Source organism: Inquilinus sp. OTU3971 (assembly GCF_038440215.1).
In genome coordinates, this window is sequence record NZ_JASATH010000194.1 from 1 (window position 1) to 15,502 (window position 15,502).

Genomic DNA, 15,502 nt, shown 5'->3' on the forward strand with positions numbered 1-15,502 from the left:
GGCCCCCCGGGGCCCCCCGCCCCGTTCCCCATTCGCGAAAGGTGATGCCGATGATGTCGATCAAGCCTCCGGTCGCCGCCTTGGCGCTGTCCCTGCTGGCGGCGGCCTGCGGCCAGGAGATCCCCGACCAGAAGGCGTTCCCGGGCTACGCCAAGGGGCCGGAACCCGCGGCGCCGGCGTCGCCGCAGGTCGCCGAGGCGGTGCCCCTGTCGGCCGAGGCCCTGGCCCGCAAGACGGAAACCTCGCGCCTCACGCTCGACCGCACGGTCGAGACCATGCGGCAGCGGCTGACGCAGCTGAAGCAGCAGATCGTCGAGGCCAGGTCCAACCTGGACGACCAGGGCGGCCGCCGGGTGAATCCGGACCAGTACGCCGAGTTGCAGAAGGCCGAACGCCAGGTCAGCCTGGCCCTCGGCCGGACCCGCGTGTCGACCAGCCGGAACGCCGCCACGGTGCCCGAGCAGGCTTCGGCCATCAACGATCTGAGCGGCCTGATCGTCTCGGTCTCCGGCCTGGTCCACACCATCGGCGAGGGCGAGCCGGTGGCGGCGCCGACGCTGCAGGCGCGCGTGGGGCTGCCGCCCGTGGAGCCGGCACGCGCGGGGCTGTCCCAGGAGCAGGCACGCGCGGGCCTGTCCCCGGTTGTCGACATGAGCCGGATCCGGGCGTCGCGACCGCTGGTGCAGGAGCCCCCGGCCGCCGCGCCGAACCCGATTGCCGTGCCGGCGGCGCCGAACCCGATTCCGGCGCCGGCGGCGTTGAGTCCGGCGCCAGCGCCTGTCATCGGGCTGTCGCCGGATGTCGATCCGGGCCGGATCCGGGCGTCGCGGCCGCTGCCCCAGGACCCCCCGGTTGCCGCGCCGAACCCGATTCCGGCACCGGCGGCGCCGAGCCCCGCCCCGGCACCTGCCATCCCCATCAGTTGAGGGTGAAGATCATGCGCGCTGATCAGATGATCGAACTGGTCCGAGAGGTCCTGCGCGAGCTCGACGGGTCATCCTCCCGCTCCGCGGCCGAGGCCGCCGGCGCGGCGGCGGAGACGCTGCGGCGCCAGCGCCAGGCCATGCTGCTGGAATGGGCCGTCTCCGAACTCGGGCCGTCGCTGCCCGGCTTTCGCAGCCGGCTGGCCTGGCGGCCTGCCGGTTCGGCCGCGCCGGCGCAGGACGAGGCGCTGGCGGCCCAGGCCTGCCGCATCGCCCGCAACCGGCTGGCCGGGGCGGAGGAGGGCGGCGGGGCGCTGCGGCCGTCGCGCCTGTTCGACGCCGCCCTGGCGCGGCTGATCCCCGGTATCGATGGAGCGGAGATCCGGTCCGTCGCCCTGAGCGGCGGCCGTCCGGGACGGAGCCCGGCCGATTCGGCCGAGTCGCGGCCGGCCGGCGCCCGTCTGCTGGCCGCGCTCGCGGTGATCGCGGTGACGCTGCGCGAGGAGGACCGCGCGGCGGCGTGAGGGTGAGCGGGGCCGGGCGACGTCACGCCGGGTGGTGGAGGCCATGTCTGATCCATCGCCTGTCGAACCGGCGGGGCAGGCGGATGGCCGGGCGTCGCCCGCGGCCTCCGGACCGGTCGGGATTCCACCATGGGTGATCGCAAGCGGCCTCGCCGGCATATTGTATGCTCGACAAGATCCTCGCTATTTCAGTATCCAGGACCACCCGCTCTCCGCGGGTCCTTGGCCTCGTGCTCGACCGAGACCACGGTGTAGTCGCCGTTCTCGGCCGCGATCGGGTGGCCGCTGCCATAGGCTTTCATCGCCTTGCGGAATTGCGGCGTACAGGCACCGAGGGCGATCGTGTCCTCGGCGGACAGCATAATCTTCTCTCGCCTAAACGAAAGCTCGGCGACTTCGGCGGGCCAATTCTCGATGAAGGTCTGAGCGATGAGAGACGGAAAAGCCATGCCGATTCTAGCCTTGTGCTATCGGATCAGTTGCTTTCTGCCAGACCGCCAAAAACACCGATTCTCAGAATTCCAGCTTCCGCTCCAAATGTGCCAGGCCGGGACGGTACCAATAGGCATAGCCATCCCTTGCTTCATTGTCATACAGACTGTCCATGAACTCATGAAATGAGCTCGCCTGGAGATAAATGGCATCATTGCCTTCCTCGCCCCATCCCGAAAGCGAATGCAGCCACGTATAGATCTTGCCGTAATCTTCCTCTCTAAGTGACAATAGAATTTCCAGCCCGCCAGGATCCGAGCCGATCATCAGCATCTGCGGCGGGTTTCGGCCATTAAATACGCCTCCATTCCAAATTTCTTCGATGTAATTCCAGTCATATAGAGGGTCAAGATATGTGACTGGTTCGGTTGATGGGTATTTATCAAGCGGCACGGTGTATCTGAACATGGGAGGATAAACGCGGCCGCCATTGTATTTTGTGATGAACCGCCGATAGTCGGGCGGAATAGAAATATTGTTCCTATTCTCCCATGCCTGAACAAGCGGGGCGGCATCGGGAACGTCAGTCCAGGTGCGTCTCTGCGATCCCTGCTGAGCCGGCCTGATGAGCATCTCCATGAGGATCCCCTTTCTCAGAATTCCATCGGGGGCGTAGGTCGGATCCTTGGCCTCGTGGTCGACCGAGACCACGATATAGTCGCCGTTCTCGGCCGCGATCGGGTGGCCGTAGAGGGTGAAGCCCTGGCCCGGGGCGACGCGGCGGTTGCCGCTCTCGGCCGCGACCGTGTCGAAGGCCGCCTCATGCACCTCCATGCGCCGCCGGGTGATGTGGTCGGCCCGGCCCTTCTCCAGGAACCGGCCGCCCCAGCGGTACATCTCGAACGGCTTCGAGGTCTTGATCGGGTTGACCGTCGGCTGCGCCCGGGTCCGGTCCTGCCGCGGCATCTCGAAGTTCCAGTCCGTTCAGTCGGCCTTGATCGACGGCACGCCCTGGACGATGCGGCCGCCATGCGCGGTCACGTCGTCGATCCTGGCCACTGGCCTGCCGTTGATGCGGACAAGGCCGGAACCCCCGGTGATGGTGTCGAACGGGCCGATGCAGGTGCATTTGTCGCCGCGCACGGCGACCGGGACGCCGTTAAACCGCACGAAACTCTGCTGCGGCTGCACAATCGGACCGCCGACATGCGGCTTCGGGCCAGGCTCAGCCGCCGGGCAGATGTGGTGATGGCCGACGAGCGCGATCGGTCGTCCCGACATTGGCGAACCCCTTTCCCGTTCGGCGGACAAGCAAATACGCTCATACAACCGGGTTGATCTCAATGATACGAATCTCTTGCTCGCGCCCGGTGCTCGCCAGATCGAGCAAACAGTTCCTGAGGCGATATGTTGAGACCAACCAGCGGGCCGTCTCGACAATCCGGCTGTCGCTTTCCGGGCGGCCCGCCGCGTCCGCCGGCTGCTCCTGGTGCTTGACGTGCTCAAGCCGGACGACGTCGTTTCGCACCAGCACCCGGTACTCGCGGGCCGTTGAGAGATCGATGAAGGGGAAGAGGTGGAGATACGTCCCTTCCCCCCGCGTGACGAAGGCATGGAGGATGACGGCCATGCGATCGGTCACGTTTCTCAGCGCCGTGCCGAAGCCGTGTGCCGCCAGCGCCCCCCACGACCCGACCCCGAGCCCCCACCGCTCGTGCCAGCTGCACGGGCCCAGCTTCAGGAACAGGCTGCGGTCTCCGTCGATCGTCTCTGTCCCGATCCTGGGCAGATGCGAGATGTCGCGTTCGACGCTCCAACCCCGGAACCGGCGATAAAGCGGGTTGTGTGACAGGACGGCCTCGAGGTCGCGGGGCGTGATCCACAGCGACGCGAGGGGACGGGCCAGGGCATGGTCGGCGAGGTCCTCGGGCCAATGCTCAAATGAGGTCCCGATGACTCGGTCGGCGCAGGTTTCGATGCGTTGGATGGCGGCGGCGAAGTCGAGCCTCACCGGTCACGCCGCCATGTCGGAGGGCTCACCGGCTTTCCTGGGCGAGCTTGCGCTCGGCCTCGTCCTTGGTCATCAACCCGGCAAGAAACGCGGTGAAGCTCGGCGCGACGAAGCCCAGGATCGTGTTGCCCTCAGTGCCCCAGGTGGCGACCGTATTGCCTCCATTGAACCAGATCCTACCGTATTTCTCCTCGGAGAGATCCATCAGATAGTAATCATCTCCGCCCGATGAAGTTCCAATAGGAACGGTCTTGGGAGGAATTCTCGGCCCAACGTGTGAATAGTGCATATGCGGTCGCGATAGAAACATATATCGATTGAGCGCAAAGCTGGAGGTGGAAACATCGAGAGCCCAGGCCCAATCCCTTTTAATTGATCGACCAACGGAATATTTAATGATGCACACATTGAATTCTCCGAGTTCAAGATCTATATATCCATAGGAGCTCACAAAATCCATATAGTCTTCTGGAAGATCCTTCCCACAATCCTTCTCAATCTCCTTCAATGGCCGAATATCTGGCTGAACCTTGTCCGGCCATTTCTTGCGCGTGCGCTCCCACACCTCGACCAGCCGCGGGTTAACGGTGTTCAGATCAAAGGTCATGGGTCCTCTTTCAGATGGCGGGAATTCAACGGCAAGCTGCTCCGGTGGCTTCAGCTGATGATGCCGGATCGAAACCAGAGGGTATCCTCCAGACTGGGCGTCTAACGATTTTCCTCAGCGAGCTTGTGCTCGGCCTCGTCCTGGGTCATCAGCCCGGCGACGAACGCGGTGAAGCTCGGCGCAACGAAGCCAAGAATTGTGTTGCCCTCGGTGCCCCAGGTGGCAGACGTTCCTTCTCCCTTATACCAAATTCTGCCGTACTTTTCGTTAGACAGATCCAGGAGGTATGCTTCCTCTCCACTATAAGAAACCCCAATAGGTACCGTCTTTGGGGGAATTCGTGGTCCAACATTAGCATAGTGCATATGCGGACGGGATAACATCATGTAATTATCATGCACAAAAATTGATGATGAAATGCCAAGAACCCACTGCCAATCTCTTTTTATTGATCCTCCTATGGAATATTGCACTACGCACGCTTTTATCTCCCCCAGACTAAGGGATATAGATCCGTATGATTTTAAAAAATCCCAATAATCCGAAGGAAACTTCGCGCCACAATCTTCTTCTATCTCTTCCAGCGGTCGGGTATCCGGCTGCACCTTATCCGGCCAGCGTGTGCGCGTGTGTTCCCAAACCTCGACCAAGCGCGGGTTGACAGTTTTCAGATCGAAAGCCATTAGTATCTCCTAAAAGACCGGGGAATTCAGTAGAGAATTGCCCCCGGTATGGCTGGCACCACCAAGCGCCCTGTCGTGGATCGTTTTAGGGACGTATCCCACAGAGCCATCATTAAAGTGATGCGCAACCCATTTATCCGGGTCCGGAGGATCAACACGATTCTCCTGCATGATTCTGTTCAGCGCGGGGCCGTCCTGCTTCGTCGATCCTGTCATCGAATCCAACTGATGGCGACCGCCAGGATAGGTATAGGCACTGAAATCCGGCTCCCCGCCCTTGAAGCTGATGCTGTCGACGGTCGTTTTCCCGTCCGGTCCCTTCATGCCGTCGGGCAAGGGCTGCGGCTGGTCGAATGTGAAGGTCCCCGACCCATCCGCCGGGGCTTCTTTCAGCGGTCTTCCGTTCGCATCCTTCCAGGTGCCCCCATTCTGCGGCAACTGCATCTTGCCCTTCATATCCTCCCTGCACTCCTTGCAGTTCGGATGCCCCTTGCGGGCCTTCATGGCCTCTTCCTGGGCCTTCTTCAGGGCGTCGGCGCGGGCCTTGATCATCGCCTCCCGGCCCATGTACTCCGTGAATTGGGCTTGGCCGTCGGCGATATTGTCGAAACTGGAGCCGACTTTCTCCACCAGCCTGGCGGCCCTGGCGCCGGCCGGGCCGAGGTTGTGCAGCTTCCGCATCAGATGCGCGATGTCGACGCCCGGAATATACGACGCGGCCGCACCGGCGACATCGACGGCCGACTCGCCCATACCACCGAGATCGAGATTCCATAGAGCGACCCCGAATCCCCCCAGGCCAATCAAGCCGGATGCGATGTTGGAGGCAGGCGACGGATCAACAAGACCCGTAATATCCGGCAGAATCTTCCAATTCTCTGCGGCGAACTTCTTGAGTTCCGCGGACAAGCTGCTGTTGAAACTCTTCTGAAATTCCTCCACGGGCGCTATTCCTCGTCGAAATCCTGGTCCGTGAGGCCGGCCTCCTCGAAGGGCAGCCAGTGGCGGAACCCCCGCAGATCGGTCGCCCGCGCCCAGGCGTCGGCGAAGTCCGGCTGCAGGATGCGGTCGAAGCGGTCGCGGGCCGGCACATCCGTCCGCCGCAGGACGGCGTTGATCTGCGGCTCCTTGTGAAAGCCGGGGGCGATGCGCCACATCAGGCCGGCGAAAAGCTTGATATGCGCCAGGTCGCGGATCCTGAAGGTCTCGATGGCGAGCTGGGCGCTGTGGGCGATCATCAGGTGCAGATAGCCCTTCGGATAGAGGTTCATCCGGGCCCGGAAATCGTCCTCCAGATAGTCGATCAGATACTCGATCAGCAGCGGCCGGTTGAGCAGGACCGGCAACTCCATCTGCTCGCGCGTGAACACGAAGACCGGCCGCGCCGCAGACCCCGCCAGATTGACGTCGGGAAGGGTGGCGTAGCCCTCCTTGCTGAGGGCCATCGCCTGATCGTCGGATCCCGTCACGCTGCGCCAATGCAGGCGCCCATCGGGCACTAGGCTGGCCGCCAGGAAGGCCTCGTCCCTGATCTCGAAGCCGATGGTCGCGATGCCGGCGTAGAAGCGTTCGCGCTGCTCCTTGGAGAACACGCGGATCTGGCCAGAGAGCACCTGGGGATCGAAGAAACGAAAGAACAGCGACGCCCCGTCGGTGGTCTGGACCTTGACGAATTTCCGCAGATGGGACCGCAGCGCCGGAAAGGACAGCGTCGAGACGATGAACACGCCCCAGCGCTGGCCCAGCCCTTCCTCGACCAGCCAGGTCCACAGCTCGGAATGCGGCCCGGCCGTCGCCAGCCAGGGCGATTCGTCGCCATATTCTGCCAGCGCCTCGCCCTGGTACAGGCTGGCGCTCTCTTCGCCCAGGGCCTGCAGCAGCGTTCGGATGGTCCGGTCGCGGCTGCAGTCGGCGACGACATAGAGCCGGGCGTCGTCGCCCAAGGCGGTGCGCTCGGTTTCGAGGAAGTCGAGGACCGCCTGCTTCATCATGGCGGCGGCCTTCCTACTCGGCCTTGATAGAGGACACGCCCTGGACGATGCGGCCGCCATGCGCGGTCGCATCGTCGATCCTGGCCACGGCCTTGCCGTTGATGCGGACGAGACCGGACCCTCCGGTGATGGTGTCCGGGGGGCCGATGCAGATGCATTTGTCGCCGCGCACCGCGATCGGGACGCCGTTGAACCGCACGAAGCTCTGCTGCGGCTGCGCGATCGGGCCGCCGACATGCGGCTTCGACCCTTCGGCGGCCGGGCAGATGTGGTGGTGGCCGATGGTTGCGATCGGTCGTCCGGTCATGCGGCCCTCCCGAAATCCTGGCGGGTGTCGAGAATGGGGTTGATGTCGACGATGCGGAGGTCGTTCGCCCCGCGATCGATCACGTCGATGAAGACCCGGTCGAACGACGTTCGGGCGACCAGCGATCGGACGAACTCGAATGCTCCCGAATCGCCGGGGGCAGCCGGGCGGTCCCCGCCGTCTCGGCGCCGGACCGTCCGGATCGCTCCACCTTGAACGGCGAAGCGGATTTCCGCGGCATCGGCGAGATCGAGATGGGGGAAAAGATGCAGCAAGGCCGGCTGCTCCAGCACCAGCCAAGCCTCCAGCACCAGCGCCATGCGGTCGGTCGCCGAGCGCAGCAGGATGCCGCTCCACAGCGCGGCCGCCGATCCGTCGAGACAGGCCAGCCAGGGCGCCTCCTTCCAGCTCAGCGGCCCGAGCTTCGGGAAGAGCGGCGTTGCGGGGGCGATGGCGGCCAGGCACGCGGCAAGGTCGTCGATCGCCGGGGCGGCGGCGATGCGGTGGCGCGTCCGGTACGACCGGTTGTGCCGGAGAACCCGCTCCAGATCGGCGGGCGGCAGCCGCAGCGCGGCGAGGGGGCGGGCGAGCGCCGCCGTCTGCGCGGCCTCGGGCCACGCCTCGAAGGAGGTCGAGGCGATCAGCTCCGCGTCGCGCCGAATGGCGGGCACCAGCCTGGCCGGATCGAGGAACACGGGATCTCCCCGGTCAGCGTCGAAGCGCCGCTTCGACCTCGTCCTCGGTCCCGATGCCGGCGAGGAATTCGGTGAAGCTGCGGGCGATCAGGCCCATCCGGTTGTTCTCCTCCGTGCCCCAGGTGGCGTACTGCTCCGGCCACTGCCAGACCCAGCCCGAGCGGTCGGCGGAGAGATCCAGAAGGACGTAATCCGTTCCGGCATTGACGCCGATCGGGATCATGGTCTGCGGAATCAGAGTCCCGACGCCGTCTTCATGCTTGGACGGGTCGATGAACTTCTTGTACCGGTCCGCGATCCGCTCTGTGTTGCTAAAGCCGCCGAAGTATCCAGGTTGCACGACTTTCTGGTCGCCCGCCAGAAAGGTCACGACAAACCAGCCGAGATCGGTGTTCTGGATCTTCAGCGCGCCGTAATCTTTGAGGAAATCCGTATATTCGGCCGGCAGGGGAAGCCCGATCTGCGCTTCCAGAGTCGCTATCGCGTCGGCAGCCTGCCTGGCGTTGGGCTGCGCTGCGGCGACCGCCGCCAGACGAGGATTGATGCTCGCCAGGTCCATTGTCGTGCTCCTCAAAACAGGTCCGAGTTGATGATCGAGTTGCCGCCGGCATGCGCCACGCCGGTGTCCGCCTTATCATGCACCGCCCTCGGGACGAACCCGACCTGCCCGTCTTCGAAATGGTGCAGGACGTAGTCATCGAGGTCCGGTACGTCCGTGCCCGGGTATTGCCGCTTCAGTTGGGACAGGTCCTTGTCCACGTTCCCCGTGACGACATCCAGCGTGTGCTTCTGTCCTTCGACATAGTTGTCGAAGACGGGAAAGCCATCGCGGTACTCGATATGATCGACCGTCCTGCCGTCCGGCAGCTTCACCGGCTCGTTGAACTCGAATTTGCCGCTCCCGCTTGTCGGGGCCTCGCCGTCCGGCGTATTCCACTTGCCCTTCTCGCCTTTCTTGGGCATCTGCAGCTTGCCCTTGAACTCCTCGCATTCCTTGCAGTTGGGCACCTTCTTGCGGGCCTTCAGCATGGCTTCGCGGACCTTCGCCATGGCCTGCTTGCGCAGCTCGTCGACCTTCTGCGGCGACAGCCATTGCAGGAACTGGCGTTGCGCGTCGCCGCCCTTCAGCGCTTTGGCCATCAGGCCGCCGACCAGATCGGCGATCTTCTCGCCTTTGGCGCCATAGCGGGCGAATTTTCCGGTCTTGCCGATGGCGTCGCCGAGATAGGGAAACATCGAGACGGCGGACAGGCCGGCGCCGATCCAGTCACCCTTCCACAAGGCGGCAGCGGTGGAGATACCGTCGGAGACCGGCGTCGGGTCGAAGATGCCGGTCACATCGGTGATGATCTCCGGATTCTGGACCGCGATCTCCTTGGCCTTGCTCCAGATGTCGTTCTTGAGCTCCTGCTGGCCCAGGCGGTTGAATTCCTGGCTCATGGCGTCGTCCCCTGCGGGCGTGGCAGGTCGGGGAACCAGTCCTTGAAGTCGCGCAGCTCCTCGGCCTCGACCCAGGCATCGGCATAGCGGTCGTCCGCCAGGATGTCGAAGCGCCGCTCGGCCGGCAGATCGGTGCGCCGCAGCACGGCGGTGATCTGCTGCTGCCGGTGGAAGCCGGGCGCCATGCGCCACATCAGGTCGCAGAACAGCCGGATGTGTGCCAGATCGGAGATGCCGTAGGAGAACGCCAGCTCGACGCCGCGATTGACCATCGAGCGCAGCGCCCCTTCGGGAAAGAAGGACATGCGCTGGCCGTGATCCGGCCGCAGGTGATCGAGCACATGCTCGACCAGCATGGGCCGGTTGAACAGGAGCGGCGCTTCCATCTGCGCGCGCGTCAGCGTCAGGAAGGGCCGGATGCCGGAGCCTGTCAGGTCGATACCGGGCAGGCTCTGCAGCCGGTCCGTGGTCTCGATCCCGCCATCCGGCTTCGGCTCGATGAGGCGGGCGGCGAAGCGGTCATCCGCCTCCAGCCGCAGGCGCATGAAGCCCTTGTCGCCCAGCTCGGTCATCGTCCGATCGATGCCGTCGAACAGATGCCGGCGCTGCTCGGCCGACAGGAAGCCGACCTGGCTGTTCCAGATGAAGGGGTCGAAGAAGCGGAAATAGACCAGCTGGTCTTCCCAGGTCCGGATCTTCACGAAGCGGCGCAGATGCCGGCGGACCGTGTCGAAGTCCCGGTGCGACACCAGGAACACGCCCCAGCGCCGGCCCAGCCCCTCTTCGACCAGCCAGGTCCACAAGCCGCCATGCGGCCCGGCCGTCGCCAGCCACGGTGCCTCGTCGCCATATTCCGCGAGGGCCTCGCCCTGGTACAGGCTGGCGCTCTCCTCGGCGAGGCCCTGCAGCAGCGTGCGGATGTTCCGGCCGCGCCCGCCGTCGGCGACGACGTAGAGCTTGGCCCCGTCGCCGGCGGCGGCGCGCTCGGCTTCGAGGAAGTCGAGAACCGCCTGCATCATGGCTTGGGCTTCTGGGCCGGGCACTCCTCGCTGAAGGCCAGGTCGGTTCCCTTGCCCGGGCCGCCCGAGGAGAAGTCGATCGAGTTGCCCTTGATCTCCACCTTCAGCCCCTTGATGACGATGCCGGTCTCGTTGATCTCGATCGACCCGCCCGGTGCCGACAGCAGGATCTTCTCCTTCGCCGCCGTGAAATGCTGCTTGCTGCGATGGACGATCTTCTGGCCCGAGACGAGGTCGACGGTCTCTCCAACCTTGGTGCGCAGCTCCGTGCCGACCTGGACGACATAGGCCTGTCCGACATTGACGGTCTTGGCGACGCCGATCTGTTCGTGGCGGGCGACGCCGACGGTGTCGGATTTGAAGCTGCCGACCACGGTGTTCATCATGCCGGGCAGCGAGAACAGCTGGTTGACCGAGGCGCCTAGGCCGGTGCCGGAGGCCTGCAGCGCGGCGCCGGCGTCCTGGCGCGTGCTGGGGCCGGCGACCAGCCCGGAGAGCGCGCCGAGGGCGGGGCCGGAGAGGAAGCCGAGCGCCGAGCCACCGATCAGCCCGGCGAAGCTCTGCATCAGCGCCGGGGTGGCGGACAGGGCGCCGGCGGCCAGGCTGCCGGCGAGGCCCCCTCCGCCCGAACCGCCACCGGCCGAGGCCGGGGCCTGGATATTCATGGCCAGCGGCGGCTGGGTTCCGCCCCCGCCCTTGAAGGCGCCGCCGCGCTCGGCGATGGAGGTCGCCTGGGCGATCAGCCCGGCCGAAGAGCCGGCAAGGCCGGCGACGTTGGACAAGAGGCCGAGGGCGCCCCCGCCGGCGCCGCCGACGGTCAGGTTCATCGAGCCGCCGATCTCCTCCTTGTGGTTGGCGGCGACGTTGACGGCCTTGCTGGCGCCGATGCTCTCGACCTTGTCGTTGTCGACCCGCTTCACATGGTTGTTGCGGACCTTGACCGTGTGGTCCTTCTGGGCGTGGAGGAACAGATTCTCCCGGCCGGTGTCGTCCTCCATCGAGATCTCGTTGTTGCCGACATAGCCCTGGGCCTGGTGCGACAGCGAGCGCCAGGTCGAGCGCGTCTTGTTGTCGGGGAAGGCGTAGGAGACCATGTTGTCCGGGTTCGGCGCGGTGCCGATGCACAGCGGCTTGTCCGGATCGCCGTCGACATAGGTGATGAAGGCGGTCATGCCGATGCGCGGCTTGACCTGGAGGCCGTGATTGGGGCCGGAGACGGCGTGGCAGACCTGGATCCAGCAGCTGTCGCCGTCGCGGTGTTTGGCGTAGCGGTCCCAGTGGAACGCTACTTGGATGCGGCCGTACTGGTCGATCCAGATCTCCTCGCCCGGCGGGCCGACCACGGTCGCGGTCTGCACCCCCTCGATCTTCGGGTGCGGGGTCTTCTGCTCGGGCACGAAGGGCTTGTTCGCCGGCATGGCGGCGAAGCGGTTGGCGTAGCTCGGCCCTTCGGTGGCGGCATCGGGGGCGTAGGTCGGGTCCTTGGCCTCGTGCTCGACCGAGACCACGGTGTAGTCGCCGTTCTCGGCCGCGATCGGGTGACCGTAGAGGGTGAAGCCCTGGCCCGGGGCGACGCGGCGGTTGCCGCTCTCGGCCGCGACCGTGTCGAAGGCCGCCTCGTGCACCTCCATGCGCCGCCGGGTGATGTGGTCGGCCCGGCCCTTCTCCAGGAACCGGCCGCCCCAGCGGTACATCTCGAACGGCTTGGAGGTCCTGATCGGGTTCAGCGCCGGCTGCGCCCGCGTCAGGTCCTGCCGCGGCGTCTCGAAGTTCCAGTCCGATTCCGCCACTGCGCCCGGCTGGAAGGCGTAGCGCCGGGTCCAGACCGTGACGTCGTTCAGGTCGACATTGGTCGTGGTGTAGCGCAGCCGCGGCTCCTCACCCGGGGCGAAGGCACGCGGATTGTCGGCGACGACCAGCACATGGTGGCCCGCGCCGCCGTCCTGGCCGGGCTCGTGGCGGAACCACCAGCACCACCCTTCCTCCTCCAGCAGGCGGAAGGCGAAGTTCAGGTCGGTCTCGTTGTACTGGACGCAGTAGCCGCGGGGCTCCTTCGGCCCGGTGACGGCGCCGAAGTCGTAGTCCCGGATGCCGGCCTCGTCGAAGATGGTCTCGAGGATCTGCTGCGTCGTCCTATGCTGGAAGATGCGGCAGTCGGAGGTGTGCGAGAACAGCCACAGCCACGGCCTGGCGGTGACGGTGTAGGCGCGCATGCCGTCGCCGACCGCATGGCCGGCCTCGATCGAGCCGACGACGCCGGACCAGCTCCGCCGCGTGCCGCCGGGCAGCTCCAGGGTCCAGGACAGCGGCAGGCCGACCACCTCGTCCGGCGCGATGTCCTGACGCTTCGAGCGCACCTGCAGCCGGAACTCGAACAGGTCGCACAGCGCTTCCTGCCCCTGCATCCGCTCGAGGAGCAGGACGTCCTGGCCCAGCGGCGTGTCGATCGTCAGCAGCCGACCGGCCTGCGTCAACGAACCGACGTAATCGTAACCTGCCATGAGGACTGCCCCGAAAGGATCGAAAGCTGCTCAACTTGTCGCCAGATCGGGGCCTTTTGGCAAGCCGGCAGATAGGATCGCAGTCGGAATCAGGAATTCCGCCGGGCGCGGAGATGGATATCGCGGTCGTTGTGACGCCCGGGCGAAGACAGCCGACCTATTCGGTCAGCCGATTCTCTCCGGCGGGCGTGCGTCTCGGGTTGGTGACAGAGAATCACTGCCGCCGTTCCGCCTTGTGACGCCGGTCGTCCGGCAGTCGGCGGGTCTTCGAGATTGTTGGACGCTCTACGCGCCGATCGAGAGGTCCCCGGGCGGCCAAGCCAGCCGACCTCGGCCGCGAGCAGTTTCTCGATGCTCAATTCAGACTACAACAACGAGCTCGTATGGGTATCCTGTCCCCGCAACCACCTTTGTTATAACTCCCTCGATATCGAAATCTGACGCAAGGCTCTGCCCACAGGACGGTGCGTTTGCGCTCGGGAATATTGCTCCAGGCTTGCCTGATAGCTCAGACAAGGCGGCCGGGCGGCTGAGACATCCGCCCGGCGCCGGATTATCAGGGCAGAAACGGCGCGTCCTCACGCAGCTCGATCACGGTCGGCCCGTCGGTGGCGAAGGCTTCGGACAGGCTGCGCTCGAACGCGGCCAGCCCCTCGGGCCGCGCAGTGCGGCAGCCGAAGGCCTCGGCCAGCTTGAGATAGTCGGGGTTGCGTTGATTCACCCCGATCGTCGGGATGCCGCGGGCCGTCATGCCGTCGCGGATCTGAGCCAGGCTGTCGTTGTTCCACAGCACGACCGCGAGCGGCAGCTTCTGCTCGACCGCGGTGCCGAGTTCCTGCAGCGTGAACAGGAAGCCGCCGTCCCCGACCAGGGCCACGGTGGGCTGCCCCGGCGCCGCGATCTGGCCGCCGATCGCGGCCGGCAGGGCGAAGCCGAGCGTGCCGTAGCCGGCCGGGAAGATCCACCGCTTCGGCGCCGGGCAGGGATAGTAGCAATAGCCGGTGTAGACGATCTGGGTCATGTCGGCGAAAACCACGCCCTCGGGCGGCAGGGCCCGGCGCAGCGCCTCCAGCACCGCGACATGCTTGCGCTCCAGCGGCGTCAGCGTCGCCCGTTCGCGCGCCCGCTGGGCCGCGATCTCGCCGGTGCCGTGGAAGCCGCGCCCGGGCTCCGTCGGGCCGAGAGCGGCCCGGATCGCCGCGACCGTCGCCCGGGCATCGCCGAGGATCGGCACGTCGACATCGTACTCGCGGGTCAGCGCGGCCGGGTCGAGGTCGATCCGGATCAGCCGGCCACCGAGGGCGAGCGGGCCCTCGCGCCACAGGTCCGGCTCGGCCAGCTCGGTGCCGATCGCGAGCACGACGTCGGCGGTCTCGACGAAGGCTTGGGTCTGCGGCCGCTCCAGCGTCGCCTCCAGCGCCAGGGGATGGCTGTCGGGGATCACCCCCTTGGCGGCGATGGTCGGGACCACTGCAGCGCCGATCGCCTCAGCCAGGGCGACGATCTCCGCCGCCGCGCCGATGCCGCCACCACCGGCGATGATCAACGGTCGCCGGGCGCCGCGCAGCAGCCCGGCCGCCGCCTCGACCGCGGCCGGGTCGGGCTGGGGCAGGGCAGGGACTTGCCGGCGCCGCGGCGCTTCCGGATCCGGCATCTTCAGGACGTCGAGCGGGATCGAAATGTGGACCGGGCGCGGCCGCTGCGAGGCGAAGATTGCGAAGGCGCGGGCCACCAGTTCGCGCAGCTGCGCCGGGCTGTGCGCCACGGCCGAGAAGGCGGTCAGCGGCTCGGTCACCCGTGCCTGGTCGGTGATCTCGTGCAGCCGGCCGCGGCCCATGCCGAGGTCCTCGGTCGCGGCGACGCTGGACAGCACCAGCATCGGCTGGGAATCGGAATAGGCTTGGCCGATCGGCGTGGCGGCATTGGTCACGCCGGGGCCGGAGATCAGAAGGCACACGCCCGGCCTGCCGGAGATCCGGGCATAGCCGTCGGCCATGAAGCCGGCGCCCTGCTCGTGCCGGATGCCGACATGGCGGATGCCCGCCGCCTCGATGCCGCGATAGGCCTCGAGCGTGTGCACCCCCGGCATGCCGAAGACGGTGTCGACGCCGTAGGCGTGCAGCAGATGCATCAGCTGGGTGCCGCAGGACGGAACGGTGGTCATGATGCTGCCTCGGTTCAGACGGGTTTGGCCGCTTCGGTCAGAGCCCATTTCAGGGCTCCGAACTCGTCGATCACGACCATGAAATCGACGCCCAACTGCTCGGACAGCCGGCGCTCCTCGTTGCTCCAGGCCGGCATGATCCAGGGCTTGCCGGCCGCCGCCGCCGCGGGGGCGGCGCGGGGCCGAAGGGCCAGGTGCTCCGGGG

The 15,502-nt window shown here is 66.1% G+C and carries 18 protein-coding genes and 1 pseudogene; 2 read left to right on the forward strand and 17 right to left on the reverse strand.

Annotation, left to right across the window (positions count from 1 at the left end; all coding sequences use genetic code 11):
• Positions 1 to 50 precede the first annotated feature (50 nt).
• Together AAHM41_RS32965 and AAHM41_RS32970 are read left to right on the forward strand one after the other, a co-directional pair.
• On the forward strand, positions 51 to 926 hold the full coding sequence (locus AAHM41_RS32965) for a hypothetical protein (protein WP_342240870.1): 876 nt from the start codon (positions 51 to 53) through the stop codon (positions 924 to 926).
• A gap of 11 nt (positions 927 to 937) precedes the next feature.
• Positions 938 to 1,447, forward strand: coding sequence for a hypothetical protein (locus AAHM41_RS32970; RefSeq protein ID WP_342240871.1), 510 nt, complete (start codon positions 938 to 940; stop codon positions 1,445 to 1,447).
• Positions 1,448 to 1,635: 188 nt separating this feature from the next.
• On the opposite strand, the gene AAHM41_RS32975 is transcribed toward AAHM41_RS32970, so the two are convergent.
• The 17 genes and pseudogenes from AAHM41_RS32975 to AAHM41_RS33055 all read right to left on the reverse strand — a co-directional run.
• Positions 1,636 to 1,809: a hypothetical protein gene (locus AAHM41_RS32975; protein WP_342240872.1), complete on the reverse strand. Its 174-nt coding sequence runs from the start codon at positions 1,807 to 1,809 to the stop codon at positions 1,636 to 1,638.
• Positions 1,810 to 1,960: 151 nt separating this feature from the next.
• A complete protein-coding gene (locus AAHM41_RS32980) occupies positions 1,961 to 2,518 on the reverse strand; it encodes an SMI1/KNR4 family protein (protein WP_342240887.1) in 558 nt (185 codons plus the stop codon).
• A 54-nt stretch (positions 2,519 to 2,572) separates the two neighbouring features.
• Positions 2,573 to 2,851 (reverse strand): annotated as a pseudogene (locus AAHM41_RS32985) (contractile injection system protein, VgrG/Pvc8 family); the annotation flags it as partial.
• A gap of 12 nt (positions 2,852 to 2,863) precedes the next feature.
• A complete protein-coding gene (locus AAHM41_RS32990; protein ID WP_342240873.1) occupies positions 2,864 to 3,190 on the reverse strand; it encodes a PAAR domain-containing protein in 327 nt (108 codons plus the stop codon).
• 10 nt (positions 3,191 to 3,200) lie between these two features.
• A complete protein-coding gene (locus AAHM41_RS32995; RefSeq protein WP_342240874.1) occupies positions 3,201 to 3,890 on the reverse strand; it encodes a hypothetical protein in 690 nt (229 codons plus the stop codon).
• A 25-nt stretch (positions 3,891 to 3,915) separates the two neighbouring features.
• A complete protein-coding gene (locus AAHM41_RS33000) occupies positions 3,916 to 4,497 on the reverse strand; it encodes an SMI1/KNR4 family protein (protein WP_342240875.1) in 582 nt (193 codons plus the stop codon).
• Between the two features lie 101 nt (positions 4,498 to 4,598).
• Positions 4,599 to 5,180 (reverse strand): SMI1/KNR4 family protein, encoded by a 582-nt coding sequence (locus AAHM41_RS33005; RefSeq protein WP_342240876.1) that lies wholly within the window; start codon positions 5,178 to 5,180, stop codon positions 4,599 to 4,601.
• 9 nt (positions 5,181 to 5,189) lie between these two features.
• Entirely contained in the window at positions 5,190 to 6,122 is a 933-nt protein-coding gene (locus tag AAHM41_RS33010) for a hypothetical protein (protein ID WP_342240877.1), read from the reverse strand.
• 5 nt (positions 6,123 to 6,127) lie between these two features.
• Positions 6,128 to 7,171 (reverse strand): DUF4123 domain-containing protein, encoded by a 1,044-nt coding sequence (locus AAHM41_RS33015; RefSeq protein WP_342240878.1) that lies wholly within the window; start codon positions 7,169 to 7,171, stop codon positions 6,128 to 6,130.
• A 13-nt stretch (positions 7,172 to 7,184) separates the two neighbouring features.
• On the reverse strand, positions 7,185 to 7,478 hold the full coding sequence (locus tag AAHM41_RS33020; protein WP_342240879.1) for a PAAR domain-containing protein: 294 nt from the start codon (positions 7,476 to 7,478) through the stop codon (positions 7,185 to 7,187).
• Positions 7,475 to 8,173, reverse strand: a complete 699-nt coding sequence (locus tag AAHM41_RS33025; protein ID WP_342240880.1) for a hypothetical protein — start codon at positions 8,171 to 8,173, stop codon at positions 7,475 to 7,477. Before AAHM41_RS33025 ends, AAHM41_RS33020 begins: the two co-directional genes overlap by 4 nt.
• A 13-nt stretch (positions 8,174 to 8,186) precedes the next feature.
• Entirely contained in the window at positions 8,187 to 8,732 is a 546-nt protein-coding gene (locus AAHM41_RS33030; protein ID WP_342240881.1) for an SMI1/KNR4 family protein, read from the reverse strand.
• 11 nt (positions 8,733 to 8,743) lie between these two features.
• Positions 8,744 to 9,613, reverse strand: coding sequence for a hypothetical protein (locus AAHM41_RS33035; RefSeq protein ID WP_342240882.1), 870 nt, complete (start codon positions 9,611 to 9,613; stop codon positions 8,744 to 8,746).
• Positions 9,610 to 10,632, reverse strand: a complete 1,023-nt coding sequence (locus AAHM41_RS33040; protein ID WP_342240883.1) for a DUF4123 domain-containing protein — start codon at positions 10,630 to 10,632, stop codon at positions 9,610 to 9,612. Before AAHM41_RS33040 ends, AAHM41_RS33035 begins: the two co-directional genes overlap by 4 nt.
• Positions 10,629 to 13,133 (reverse strand): type VI secretion system Vgr family protein, encoded by a 2,505-nt coding sequence (locus AAHM41_RS33045; RefSeq protein WP_342240884.1) that lies wholly within the window; start codon positions 13,131 to 13,133, stop codon positions 10,629 to 10,631. Before AAHM41_RS33045 ends, AAHM41_RS33040 begins: the two co-directional genes overlap by 4 nt.
• Before the next feature lie 556 nt (positions 13,134 to 13,689).
• Positions 13,690 to 15,297 (reverse strand): 5-guanidino-2-oxopentanoate decarboxylase, encoded by a 1,608-nt coding sequence (locus AAHM41_RS33050; protein WP_342240885.1) that lies wholly within the window; start codon positions 15,295 to 15,297, stop codon positions 13,690 to 13,692.
• A 14-nt stretch (positions 15,298 to 15,311) separates the two neighbouring features.
• Positions 15,312 to 15,502: hypothetical protein (locus AAHM41_RS33055; protein WP_342240886.1), on the reverse strand; the 191-nt coding region annotated here is incomplete at its 5' end.